11 protein-coding genes are annotated in these 12,616 nt (G+C 36.8%); 4 read left to right on the top strand and 7 right to left on the bottom strand.

Annotation, left to right across the window (positions count from 1 at the left end):
- Window positions 1-54 precede the first annotated feature (54 nt).
- The 5 genes from NST23_RS06950 to NST23_RS06930 form a co-directional block, all read right to left on the bottom strand.
- Complete coding sequence (locus NST23_RS06950) at window positions 55-1,371, bottom strand: hypothetical protein (RefSeq protein WP_340963399.1); 1,317 nt, start codon at window positions 1,369-1,371, stop codon at window positions 55-57.
- Between the two features lie 179 nt (window positions 1,372-1,550).
- Window positions 1,551-2,501: a hypothetical protein gene (locus NST23_RS06945; RefSeq protein ID WP_340963396.1), complete on the bottom strand. Its 951-nt coding sequence runs from the start codon at window positions 2,499-2,501 to the stop codon at window positions 1,551-1,553.
- A 105-nt stretch (window positions 2,502-2,606) separates the two neighbouring features.
- Window positions 2,607-4,553 (bottom strand): DUF3732 domain-containing protein, encoded by a 1,947-nt coding sequence (locus NST23_RS06940; RefSeq protein WP_340963394.1) that lies wholly within the window; start codon window positions 4,551-4,553, stop codon window positions 2,607-2,609.
- Window positions 4,550-5,032, bottom strand: coding sequence for a three component ABC system middle component (locus NST23_RS06935; RefSeq protein ID WP_340963393.1), 483 nt, complete (start codon window positions 5,030-5,032; stop codon window positions 4,550-4,552). The genes NST23_RS06940 and NST23_RS06935 overlap by 4 nt, the downstream gene beginning before the upstream one ends.
- Window positions 5,029-6,216, bottom strand: coding sequence for an ABC-three component system protein (locus tag NST23_RS06930; RefSeq protein ID WP_340963391.1), 1,188 nt, complete (start codon window positions 6,214-6,216; stop codon window positions 5,029-5,031). The genes NST23_RS06935 and NST23_RS06930 overlap by 4 nt, the downstream gene beginning before the upstream one ends.
- A 258-nt stretch (window positions 6,217-6,474) precedes the next feature.
- On the opposite strand from NST23_RS06930, the gene radC reads away from it, so the two are divergent.
- From radC to NST23_RS06910, 4 genes are all read left to right on the top strand, one after another.
- Entirely contained in the window at window positions 6,475-7,083 is a 609-nt protein-coding gene (radC, locus tag NST23_RS06925) for a RadC family protein (protein ID WP_340963389.1), read from the top strand.
- A 135-nt stretch (window positions 7,084-7,218) separates the two neighbouring features.
- Window positions 7,219-7,671 (top strand): helix-turn-helix domain-containing protein, encoded by a 453-nt coding sequence (locus NST23_RS06920; protein WP_340963387.1) that lies wholly within the window; start codon window positions 7,219-7,221, stop codon window positions 7,669-7,671.
- Window positions 7,614-8,549, top strand: a complete 936-nt coding sequence (locus NST23_RS06915) for a hypothetical protein (protein WP_340963386.1) — start codon at window positions 7,614-7,616, stop codon at window positions 8,547-8,549. The genes NST23_RS06920 and NST23_RS06915 overlap by 58 nt, the downstream gene beginning before the upstream one ends.
- Window positions 8,550-8,606: 57 nt before the next feature.
- On the top strand, window positions 8,607-9,056 hold the full coding sequence (locus NST23_RS06910) for a hypothetical protein (protein WP_340963385.1): 450 nt from the start codon (window positions 8,607-8,609) through the stop codon (window positions 9,054-9,056).
- Between the two features lie 72 nt (window positions 9,057-9,128).
- Here NST23_RS06910 and NST23_RS06905 read toward each other — a convergent pair whose 3' ends face one another.
- Both NST23_RS06905 and NST23_RS06900 read right to left on the bottom strand, forming a co-directional pair.
- Window positions 9,129-10,202 carry a hypothetical protein gene (locus NST23_RS06905; protein ID WP_340963382.1) on the bottom strand — a complete coding sequence of 358 codons (1,074 nt, stop codon included), beginning with the start codon at window positions 10,200-10,202 and terminating at the stop codon, window positions 9,129-9,131.
- A gap of 285 nt (window positions 10,203-10,487) precedes the next feature.
- Window positions 10,488-12,443, bottom strand: coding sequence for a hypothetical protein (locus NST23_RS06900; protein WP_340963380.1), 1,956 nt, complete (start codon window positions 12,441-12,443; stop codon window positions 10,488-10,490).
- Between the last annotated feature and the right edge of the window lie 173 nt (window positions 12,444-12,616).

Below are 12,616 nucleotides of genomic sequence, written 5' to 3'. Positions count from 1 at the left end.
CTCATTTGTCTTTTTCGGATTATTTATTTCGTTCAAAAGGCGTCACCATCTTCCTTAAATATTTTCTCCTCTAAGTACTCTTAGTGTATATTCTTCTATTTCTTTCATAGGTTCTGGCATTTCCGCCATCCTCATACGTTCCTCTTCTGGAGTAAAAAAGCTTCCAACATCCATCATAGAACCAAAATCTGTAATTTCAGTGTCGTTGTTCATAGTATAGTTTGGATGCTTGATAATGCTCAAGGCTTCCTTCGCGACATCTGTTCTTATCAGTTCAAGACAAGGACCTGTTCTATATGTCCCCCAATAGGAATTATACTTTGTTTTAGTTACTACTCTAACAATACCCTTTTTTTCGAGAAGTGTATAATCCGTTTTATTAGCATCATGTGGTCCAATGTCACCTGAGTCAATTAACTTAGTTAGGAATTTTTCCGGGTCATTTATCGTTGAATATGGAGTGTAATTTTCTCCAAAACGAATTGAAGCTAGAAGTAATTTAACATCATCGAGAATGTCATTATTGTAATTTTCAGGCTGTAACAGGTTAGTACTAAAACCAAAGTCTTTCTGGAGCCCTCTTGTTGAAACAATGGTAGTAGGATTAATCATGCCTGTTTTCTTTGCCAATGACAATAAGCTATTTGCACTCGGATCTATCTTTTCTAGAGGTAATCCCTGAAAATTTTGAATCGCCTCGATGATAGTTTTTAAGGTTTCTTTTTCAAAACCATCTAGACCCGAGACTGCCATAGCAATTTTCTCATGATTATCCCCCCAGACGTATTCATTGCTAATAATCGGCTCTCGATTTTTCATTTTGTCTAATATTCTTATTAGTTTAAAGTTATTCTGCAATGCAAGTGACATAGAAACATCTTTCTCTGAAAACCCTTGTGAAGTTAAAATTTGAACTAAATCCCTTTGCAAATATGGAATTTTTTTAGTCTCGTCCATTGTATTAATTACGATTCTTTCTATCTCCGACGGATTTTGATTTTCGAAAACTTGTCCAGAAATAGCAAGTACAGTAGGATTGTCGTATACATATTCAGCAATTCCAGTAATTCCACCAGTGATATCTTTAATCAATTCAATTCTTTTATCCGAAGCTGCTTCAAGTTCAGGAAGTACAATCTTGTGGAGCTCTTGCTTATTATTTATCCCCACACTATTTGCCATAAGCTCAATCTTATTCATATCAGTTATTTGTCCGTTACCTCTTATGACACCAAGAAATCTACCTACTTTGCCAGTTAAGTTGAGATTACCCAATTGAGACAAACCTGCCGAATCACTTTTAAAGACTTTTAGATGCTTTTGTGTAGAAATTGACCAGTAGCCACTTCTAATATTATTATTTATTGACATTCTAATGTTTCCTCCTTTGAATCTAACCTCTCGGTATTGAACAGTTAATCAATATTAAATCGAAAATTAACGGGGAAAATGTTTTTATACTTCCGATTTTACAGACTGCCCGTTCTACAATTGTTAACTTCACACAACATATTTCTACATATATAAATCTCCAAAAAGGAGTTTATTCTTTATAATAAAGAATTTACGCCTACAAAAGGTTCTGCTTCGATATTGAGCTTACCAATTTTCTTATGCAATAGATCAATTAAAGAAATTTCTTGCGTCAAAACCATTCTCAAATCTAAACCATCCATTAGGAAGATCGATTTATCAGGCTGCTGTTTCATTAATGGAATAACATGACTTGACCATCCATTCACCGAAAGAAACATTCCCATTGTTTGTTTCCCAGAGCGTGCAACTTTTCCATATAAAGAGTCTAATTGTCTTATATCTGTTACTTGATTTGTCCACTTTATTTCTACTATGTAATGCCATCCGTCTATTTTAAAGGCTCCGTCGATTTGTTCTCCTCCTGAATTTCTACGGAAACTCTCCATAAGTGCAATTCCATAGACATTAAAGAGTAAATTCATAACCTCTTCTAGCATTAGACCCCTTTTCTGTGGATTATCCTTCATCAATACAAGCTCATCGTACATCATTAATAAGAGACTAGAACTTTTTTTTATTTCAAGTTGCCTTTCTAACTTGACTCTTTGTTTCTCTTTCTCTAGCCTTATCCGTTCATTTTCACGCTCATTTCTAAGAATCTCTGCGTCTTTTTCCTCCATGATTTCAATTAGATTGAGCACTTCTCTCGCTTTTTGTACAGTTGCCCTTGCTTGCATCTCATTATCTGCTAAATGATATTGCGACCAATTTGCACCAATACTAATGATCTTTCGAATGTTTTTTTGATATTCCGACTTATTATCTAAAGAATCCAGAATTATTGCCCCCATTTCTCTTTTTGTTAGTTGCTTCCCATCTGGATTTCTTCTTTTTAATAATTCTGCGAAGTATTGTTTATTTATACCAGCAGGCTTGAGAATATGCTCGTACATTTGATTTTTTATATTTACTAAATTAGATATTATTTCAATAGCGATTTTTTTTACCTCAATGTTTGTTTGCATAACCATTCTCCTAATCAATGACTCATTTACCAAAAGGATGCAAGCAGTTTAATGCTCCATCTTCTTTATGAAACTCAGATTTCCAATTTTAATATTTCCCGTAATCTAATCTTTCTCAGGCCAGCCAATAGGGATTAAACCATCGATCCCTTTCTTCCATCTCTTCTTAACTGCTTTTTTATACTCAGGATGATTATTAAAATAAGCGTGTTCTATAACTATTATTTGTAATGATTCGCCACGGTTAACCTCTTCAAATAGCAAATTAAAATACTTTAACAATGCACTTGTATCATTGTCACGCTCTTCCCCAATTTCGATGATTTCAGGTTCATCGTCAGAAGGAAAATAGGGACGACTTAATTGATCAAATAATAACACTCCCGGAACAGGTCGATTTAATTCAGCAAAATGTCGATGTAATGCAAGCAAAATTGAAACATGGAGACTTAAATAATTTTCATCTGAACCTACATCTCTCATGTATTCGATACGAGTTGGTAAGGAAACACCTACTTTGAGATCACGAAAGTTTAAATAAATTGGATTATCTTTATATCTGTTCTCAAAGGGAAGTTTAGAAATAATCTCCTTAGCAGTATTTGCAATTCTTCGTTCAGCATTTTCAAGTGCTTCTTTTTTCGATTCAACATCTAGTTCTGAATTTAGTTCCTCAATACGTCTTCGTAATGTAGAAATGTCTGAATAAGTGGTCGATGAAGTTTTCGCAGCTACTTTATTAACTGAGTTAAGATAAAAATTCACAACCCCTACCAATCTATTCCTTCTATCTTTTAAATCTAATCCTGCTTCAATACTTTCGTTTTCCTTTATAAGAGAAGCAATTTCATTCTGAACTATTGATATCTTCTCTTCTGTAGAACCTAAAAGTTCTTTCAAATAGTTAATATATTCATCTAACTTTGGTCTTTCTTTTTCTATATTATTTAAATCCATTTGGACTTTACTTACAGTTTCATTTATAAGTTTAATTGGTTTAATCTCTTTATTGAGATTTTGTTGGCACAGTGGACATGAATCTGGTTCAGCTGGATTTTTAAATATATTTATGACATCTAGTCGTCTTTTCTGGTTACTGATAGTATTTTCAAACTCATCAGCAAAATGAATTGATTTTTTCGTATAATTAATTCGTCTTTTAATCGAAATGGCCTCATTCTGTAGAACACTTAATTGATCATATAACTCAGATAACTTATCTTCTTCAGTGGAAGAATCTACGGTAGGATTCCATTGTGCAATATTATTTAGCATACTGAAAACAGTTTCTTCAGTAGCCCCAAAAGATGGGACTTCACATAGTCCTAGTTGTGCTGCTTGATACAATAAAGTATGAGCTTTTATACTTCCAGAAATTTGCTCATCTTCATTACTATTTTTTTCAATGCGCCTTAGTTGCTTGCTTAATATTTTTAATTCTACTTCCTTTTCCATAGTATCTTCATCAATAATTCCAAGATAATATGGTAATGCATCTATAATTGTTTGTCGTCTTTTATAATCATTAAGTCCTCTTAAGAGCGTAGTTTTATTAATAATAATATTATCGTCTTGCAATAATAAAGGCATTGCACTTCTTATTGTAACTGCCTTGCGATCCCTCGACGTTCCAAAAACTTCACTTTTAACATTTCCCATCCCTACTAATCGTTCAAATTTTCTAAGTGCTCCATCTAAATTAGTGGAAGAAGGGATTTCATTTGCTGTGTTAGGAATATTTACCACTTTTCCTGTAAGATAATGCATTTCATTACTTGATACATAGGGGGCTCTTGGTACCTTTCTAAACATAGCATATTCAGTTTCATCCTTTTTCCATAAGACACCAACCCAAGCTACACTTCTTCTTACATATGTAGGGATATGACACTCACTTGATCCCATGACATAATCGATGATTTCTGGAATTGCTGATTTACCTGTTTGTGAATCTCCAGTTATTATATTCACTTTTTCAAGATCAAAAGTTATTTCATTTCTTCGACCATCATGACTATATAAAAGTATCTGTCGAATATTCCATCTCTTCATAACGTTAACCCCAAACTGTTTAATATACTTGATGTTGAGTTGATTTGTGATAACCAAATCCCCAACTTCTTGGAGACATTTATCATTTCTTTAACCTCATCAGAAGAATTATTTATCCGACCTTTATAAACTCCTTTGTTGTTAGAATGAAGTTTACCATTTTCTCGAATGACTAGTATTTCATTTGTGCAACCAAAAATAATGGCGTTTCTTGTTAAATCACTGCATTTATTTATTCTTAAATCAAGATTGATTAAAACGTTCTGCTTTCTAGTAATCCAAGTATACAATCCAGTTTCCGCATTTGTTCCTTTGAATTCATCTCGTATTGATTTAGATAGTATTAATGGGAGTGGTAAGAAGAGTAAAGGAAAAGAACAACCGCTTTTCTCATTTTCTTCATATCCTTGTAAGAATGACCATATTACCAATGATCCAAGAGCAGGATTAGTAATTGAAAATACATCCGTCGAAATCATCGTTCATCCCTCAACAATTCATCATATCTAGGATGCCAACCAACTTTCAAATCTTCTGATAGTTGCTGGAATGAACCATGAATTAAAAAGTGCTGTTTCCATTCACTTCTAATTGGATGAATGTGTAGATGAGAATCATCATGAATCCAGTCAAGCAACTTTAGACCTCTTTTTTTGCATATATCTTCTGATTCACCTTCTAAATCTTCTTTCATTGGTTCATGTCGATATGTCCAAGTCTCTATTAATTGGCAATCGTATTCCTCAAGCTCCATCGCATTAAGCACATCGTCCTGAATCCATTTTTCCCTTTGATTTCTGGCTCTCCATCTTGCTACCGCTGCCCTTCTTTTTCTACTATCGCCTCCATTAACTAAATCAATCTGCTTCTCCATATAACCACCTAACTCCGATTGAATTGAAGTTGGGGTTAATTTGGAATAATCATCCGATAGATTGTTATCCTGAAATTGAGCAATTAAATTTTGAAGCTGAAACAGAAGTTCAGTTTTGCTAATTCCTAGAGTGGCATTAAGCATCCTATTATCCCACCACTCCAGTAATCGCTGTGCAATGAGCGGACGCACTTTTTTTATTACCATTTGACCTAGTTGATCAATAACTTGGTTATGAATATCAAAAATATTAAAAGTATCGGGGCGAACCGTAATTTTGTCTAACAACTTTTTGCGTTGGTTAGCAGATAATTTTAAAAAAGCTTCACAGCCTTGGAATCTTGTTTCATATGGCAGTTTTTGCTTCCGGTTAGCAACTGCTTGTTTCCTTGCTGAAATAACGGCTTTCGCTTCAGCCTCCATTAAGGTAATGATATCTACTCTATCGGTATCGCCATTTACCAGTTTTATCAACGGATCATTTTGGGCAACAGTATCTCCAGTAACAAAGAACAACTTATAATTTGAAGTGTCAGCATACTGCGACCATATTCTAATAGTTTTCCAAAAACCATCGTTCTTTATCGTAAGAGTTCCGTTTTTTCCAGCGCTATGCTTTAATTGATAAAGCTTAATTTCTTTACCTTTAAGTACAACATCATCATCAGATTCAACACTTACTTGATCGAAATCATCATCTGATTCTTGCCACAATACCATTAGTGCGTAAAGTGGCTGAAATCGATACCCCAGCATTGGTGCTTTCGCGGAGTGAATGTTTGTTGACAAGATTATTCGCCACCTTTAATTAGATTACAAGACTATTGAACTACTCTAGTTTCACGGTTCGTCAAATTAGCACCAATTCCTTCCAAACAAACGTTCTTTTTGTCGTAATATCCCTAATTTTAGTTACATATTATATACCTGTAACCTATTCATATAGATAATCTACTTGAGTAGTGTTAATGCAAAGTGCCGAACACAATCAAACGTGTTCGGCACTTTCTATTTCAATTTTCTTATAAAATTAAGGAGGATTACTCGATGATCGTACACCACAATGAAGATCTGAAAAAATTGATTTCCGAGACATTAAGAGAACGTCAAGATAGTTATGTCATCCAAGAGCTATTTCACCAATTTCCGACACCAACAGAATTAATGGACGCCACTGAACAACAATTGATAGCCATCAAGGGTATTGGAGTTGGAAAGGCAAGACAAATTACTGCACTACTTAAACTTGCAAAGGTTCTTACTATTCCATTGAGCGAACAATACACCATTCGAACCCCAAAGGATGTATATGATCTACTTGAACCCGAAGTAAGGTATCAAGCCAAGGAACATTTTATCTGCTTATTCCTAAATACAAAGAATAGGGTCATATGCAAGGAGATTATCTCTATTGGCTCCCTAAATGCCGCAATCGTCCACCCAAGAGAAGTTTTCCGCGCTGCAATCAAGCGTTGCAGCGCTTCTCTCATATGCGCCCACAATCACCCGAGCGGAGATTCGACTCCATCTACTGAAGACTTGATTTTGACAAAACGCCTTCGGGAAGCTGGCGAAATCATTGGCATAGAAGTACTGGATCACGTCATTATTGGCGGCAACCGGTTCTATAGTCTGAAAGAAAACGGGCATTTCTAATCCCATTGCCCAACGCCTTTATCCGGTAAATCAGTACACTCCGCATCAATTCGAGACTATAGACACTGGCATCCTCACTATATCCTATTGAGAGCACTTTGAAGAAAGTCTATCGTTTTACTAGGGGTGAGAGGCATGGAAAACATGGAAGCTATTGGGGAAAGTATTCGACTCCATCGGCTGAAGAACGGGATGAGTCAAGAGCAGCTTGCTTTGAATGCGGGCGTAAATACGTCTTACATCGGTCAAATCGAACGTGGAGAAAAGAACCCTACGATTAAGGTACTCGAAAAAATTTCATCCGCTCTTGGAATTTCTCTCCTCGCTCTTATATCCTCATACGAATCAACGAGAGGAGGGATGAACCAAGATTGCCGGGGTCATCAACCGCTGGATTTTCTAACCCCTGACGACATCAAGCAGTGCCTCCTTGAAGTGCTCATAGATAATACGAACATCGTTATTACTCATCAGGGAAAGAGTTTAAAAGCATATACTAACACTCAAATAGAAAAGGGGAATTTTCACACATGTCCAAGCAAGAGATCAGTCAATCAATTGGAAGACCAAGAAAAAAACCGCTCCTAAAACGCTGGTGGTTCTGGCTCTTGTCAGTATTTGCTCTCTTTTTGTTTGTTGGAATTTTATCATCTGGTGGCGAATCTACGGCCTATGAATTAACTAAAATGACTACAATGAGCAAGCAACAGATTATCGAGAAGTTCGGAAAACCCTCTGAAATTGTTCGTGAGGATGCAGACGGCTACAGTTTTGGATATGATGCGGGATTTATGGTGAGCGGGACCGAAAAAGGCGCACTAGAAATTTCCATGCAGAATGACATGATGAAATCTCCCTCATCAGATACCTATAAAATCTTTGATGTCACGATTGGTTCGTCCTTTGACGAAAATGTAACCCGGCTTGGTAAGCCAAATTTGAGTACAGTCAAAGATGGAAAGAAAAATGCCATGTATTTGACGAATGAAGATTTCCTTTTACTGTTTTCCACTGATTTTAACTCTGATCAAATATCCAGCATCGATTTCGTTGCCTATAATGGAAGTCTGCAGTCCCAGAGTCTCGACCTTTCCAAGATGCTAGGATTAACAGCCTCGGAAGAAGAAATAAAAAAATTGTTCGAGGTTAAAGACAAAAACACATCTCAGGGTGAAACACTGTACGCCTTGGAAGGCTTTGAACTGGTTGTCGACAATCAAAGTAACATTGTAAAGCAAATTATCATCCCTACAAACAGCATTTATAACATTCAAGGGATACGGACTAACGACAGCTTGGACAAGGCAACTCAAGTATTTGGAAAGCCCCTCCATACAAATGAAGGAGTCAAGAATACAACCCTATATAGTTACAACTTTGCTGGCAGCCAGAGACCGACCATTGTAAATCTGACGGTCAACAATGCTGACAATAAAATCGTGTATATGGAAATCAAGATCAAGTAATGACAACTTGCAAATTCTTGGAAGTAATTCATTCCTATTTCTAAAGGAGGTCTTTATATGTTTTGGGGAACAACTAGGAACATAGCACCATCATATGGTTCAGTTGTGTACACTGAATTAGGCTTTGGTATTGCGGAACATTCAGGTATTTTCGTTGGTCAGAATTCTATCATTCATCTGAATGGACAAGGACTCGTCGAAAGAGTCTCATTAGAAGAATTCACAAATCATATCACTACGTTTAACCATGAAATCTATGTTCCTTGTTATTCTGATAGAGACTGGTCCATCGGCTTCCCTATGGCAGGAGCCCGAGCAAATGACAATCTGGAAGCGATTAGAAAGTACAATGTGCTGCTGGATAATTGCCATCAATTTTGTGCGGGTTGCTTAACGGGTGATTTTGATAATTCCAATAACTTTTTGTGGATGTTGAAAGACTTAGTACGCAAAGAGCACGGGGAATCGGTTAAGTGGCGTAAATGGGATTGGAAAAAGGCTTCTTAGACCAGAAATACAGAGGTAAGTTTTATCTTGACAGTACAACAACAGAAGGGGCGAATAGCTCCTTCTGTTATTTTAAACAGACATAGTAAGCACTCCCAATTCCCTAAGGCTCTTGGCTCCTTTTTCCTCTTTGTCAGCCGTGGCATTGATCTTGTCGTATAAATTCTCTAACCACTCTATTCCCCATTCAGGAGGCAACAGCACAGGATTTATACCTAGATTACGTAGCTGATTGATGCGTTTACTAAATTTGTCAGCAGCTTTGTCAGCGTTCTGTCCTTCAAGGAAGCAATCCTTTGCAGCATGAATACTTCCGCATCTCTCAAGAAGCCGTAGCAGTCTTTCAAGCGCCATACGCTTTGTCTGATTCGAGGTGTTTTGACGTACAATGGTGAGTGCTTTCTCCAGGGAATAATAGTCACCCTTTCCTACAATCAAGTTGTAGAATTTCATAACTTCCTGTTTTAAATAAGTCTGGTTCAGCGTATCCATCACTGATTTCATATTGTCTCTAACCTGAGTCTCAAAACGTAGAATTCCTCTCGTCTCAGAGAAGTCCATATATTGCTTGTTCGATTTCTTAGTTTTTTCCTGCAAAGTCGCGTACCGATTATACCAGTTAACGGTTTTGTTAGCGGACATTAAATAAACATTCGTCACTGAATCCCAATACGTTCTTGTCAGTTTTGCCATCCAAAAATACTCAGGGATATATCCTTTTTTGAAGAGGACGATATATTTCGGGATAAGCTGTTCGTCTACGGCCAGATCAACAGCAGCCTCAACTCTCTTGGCAGTCCAAGCAAAAAAATCGGGGACTGGTAGTGAGAGAAGATCAAGCAACAAATAATTGAATAGAATGTGTATCTGCTCAAATTGCCGGATGGATGTCAGTTGATAATACCCTTGTTGGTTTATTAGCAGCTGCGGGCGAAAGCGTATCTCCATCGTATTTGCCCAACACCCCTTCCGCAATCGGATTTCTTGAAAACCCCATTTTGCCAACCCATTCGTCACGAGAGCAGTTTTATCAAATCGATCTTTGCGAAGCTTATGTGAATGGAAATTCTTATCCAAGTATTGATTCAATCGTTCTCTGCACGTTTTATACTCAGTGGCAGATAGCCGACAGGTAATGTACATCATGTCAATCATTCTCCGTACCTCGCCTTATTCCCCGAAGTACCGCTATTTGCAGGTAGTGTCAGACTCTGCTGGCGGAGGGGGAGTATTATTTAAGTCGAGGTACTGTTACTTGGCAAATAAAAAACTACACGGAGTGTCAATCAAGTGCTGACCGTGTAGTTTTTCTTTTATTGAGACTCGGAATTAGTCTGTAGATAGTTCTTCAATCAAGCCTTGGAACTAGCAAGGCCTCGCAGTTTATGACATCGTTTCGCTTTGTCTATACGCCTTCTGATACTGAATCATTCAATTCTTTAAAGAGTTTAGATACTCTTCTGCTCTCCGTCTGTCCATTTTGAAAACTGAACACGGCTTGCGCGTCCCGATAGCTCTATTCCCTGTGTAATCGTCTTTTTCGGTAGTCCCAATTTTAATAGTACTATTTTGTGGGTCACCATTCTTAGGCAAAATAACGGAAATTTCATTGGAACGCAGCATTTCGTAAATCCTGGTCTTATATTTAGTAATGGTCGATCTTCGCTCATCTTCATCTAGTTCTTCAAACTTGCTGTAGATAGATAACAAAATCGTTTGAAAAACGGAATTCTTAATCCAAATAATGTTTTCGTCCTTTTTATCCGTCCAAGTAAATATATCAGGATTGTCGTTTTTATCTTGAAAACGTGGTATTGGCGTTGGCAGCAATTCAAACAGTTTTTCAAGAAAAACAATATGTTCATCCTTTATCGGCTGTCCGTTATTCTCGGTTGTCATTTTACTCTCGATCACAGCAGCCGTATCTTCAGTTGTACACTCTTGTTGGAAAAGCTGCACCGCTTCGTCCATATATGCCTGTACTTTTTCGTCACCTATGTTGTGACTAAACACGAGCAAATCATTTTTTACTGGATTAAGTAATAGATCAAGCCCTATCAGCAGGCACGAATACATGTGTAATTTATCTTCGTCCTGCCGAGTATCGTCCTTCTCAAGAAGCTTCCGGAAGTACTTATATCGTTTGCGTAGATACCCTTCCATTTTCTTTAGAGTAGAAGTGTCTGCGAGTTGAAACGATCTTCTAAAGAACTCAATAGCATGAAAGACCGATGACGCTAGTAAATCAGTATTTTGCCGCTGGTACTCTAAATGGGAGGAATTAATGTCAACTTCGCTTATATCAAGATTCAATACAAACTCTTTATCTAACCTTTTTTCATTTAGGATCAGCAGCATGTTCTCAGCATTGAGGTTTTGCATCCCTCGTATTGACCGCTCAATAAGTTTTGGGCGTGTATTGGCATTAATGATCAGAATGCCATCCCTAATTTTGGAGAACTTCTTTTCAATTGTATTTTTGTCCATGTCCGAGTTAATGTGATACACAGAATTTAAGCTGAAAATATTCATTTTTCTGTCATACAAGTTACAAAACAGGTTGGCAAAACCTTGTTGATTCAGTAACTCATTGTTACCCGAAATGCAGATTGTAAATTTGGGAAAATCATCTGCATTATAGTTCATTAAGCTTGTAATCAGAGACAAAAAAGTGTAAGACAAAAGCGGCAATGTTATTCTCTTGTCCGCAATGTCTAACATACTCCATGTTTGCCGGAATGCCTCCTGGCTGGTTAAATGTCTAGCTGGACTCATTTTATACTTTGAGTTTAATGACTCACTGTAGAGCAAGTCACATTCGTCACTAGGAGAAACAGGGACGTAGAACCAGTTATGACCCCCTTCGACCCAACCGTTTTGAGTTGTATAAACAATATGTGGTCTCTTTTCTAATTGACCGGAAATCTTGTTACACACAGATATATATGTGGGGTACATCTTGCGAATATTATTACTAATATACTTATTTCCGAAGAATTCTTGTGCCTTAGACCAACTTCCGACCTTTTCATATTGCTTGCTTGCAATATCAAATACGTGGCATTTTATTCCACGCTTTCCTTCCTTAACAAAGCACATTCTAATTCCCATATCTCGCTTATTAGAGCCATCATCCAAATAGAGTTTAGCGATTGGGAAGAAGAAATATTTATTCAAAATAGGATCGGCGTTCAACTCGTAAGTGGATAGATGATCAGATGGATCACCATAGATAACGGTAAAATCATCATCTACAAAGATTTCAATGTTATTCTCCTCAAAAGCTTGATTAAAGGTCGCTCTCATTTTCTCAATTTCATGAATGCCATAGAGAGAGTCACTACTTATATGATAAGAGTCAGTAAACAGCTTCATACCTTTAAACATTTATCATTCTCCATCTGCAATCATTTGGACTATTAGGAAGTAAGGAAGCAAGGTAGTTAGATAGAAAACCCATGATTATAGGCTTTCTATAACTGTACAATTTGTTGTTTCTGTATGAAGTATTCATTGGCAGCAACTATTTGAACACTGTTAAGATCCAAATAAAAAATCAT

The organism is Brevibacillus sp. FSL K6-0770 (genome assembly GCF_038000275.1).
Classification (GTDB): domain Bacteria; phylum Bacillota; class Bacilli; order Brevibacillales; family Brevibacillaceae; genus Brevibacillus; species Brevibacillus parabrevis.
Note: the sequence above shows the minus strand (reverse complement) of the source record. Positions and strands in the feature narration are given on the sequence as shown.

What these genes read in the sequence shown, in the direction of transcription:
- NST23_RS06935 (WP_340963393.1), bottom strand. Translation starts at nt 5,032, where the DNA reads ATGATTTCGACGGATGTATTTTCAATTACTAATCCTGCTCTTGGATCA.
- NST23_RS06920 (WP_340963387.1), top strand. Translation starts at nt 7,219, where the DNA reads ATGGAAAACATGGAAGCTATTGGGGAAAGTATTCGACTCCATCGGCTG.
- NST23_RS06915 (WP_340963386.1), top strand. Translation starts at nt 7,614, where the DNA reads ATGTCCAAGCAAGAGATCAGTCAATCAATTGGAAGACCAAGAAAAAAA.
- NST23_RS06905 (WP_340963382.1), bottom strand. Translation starts at nt 10,202, where the DNA reads ATGATGTACATTACCTGTCGGCTATCTGCCACTGAGTATAAAACGTGC.
- NST23_RS06940 (WP_340963394.1), bottom strand. Translation starts at nt 4,553, where the DNA reads ATGAAGAGATGGAATATTCGACAGATACTTTTATATAGTCATGATGGT.
- radC (WP_340963389.1), top strand. Translation starts at nt 6,475, where the DNA reads ATGATCGTACACCACAATGAAGATCTGAAAAAATTGATTTCCGAGACA.
- NST23_RS06945 (WP_340963396.1), bottom strand. Translation starts at nt 2,501, where the DNA reads ATGCAAACAAACATTGAGGTAAAAAAAATCGCTATTGAAATAATATCT.
- NST23_RS06950 (WP_340963399.1), bottom strand. Translation starts at nt 1,371, where the DNA reads ATGTCAATAAATAATAATATTAGAAGTGGCTACTGGTCAATTTCTACA.
- NST23_RS06900 (WP_340963380.1), bottom strand. Translation starts at nt 12,443, where the DNA reads ATGTTTAAAGGTATGAAGCTGTTTACTGACTCTTATCATATAAGTAGT.
- NST23_RS06910 (WP_340963385.1), top strand. Translation starts at nt 8,607, where the DNA reads ATGTTTTGGGGAACAACTAGGAACATAGCACCATCATATGGTTCAGTT.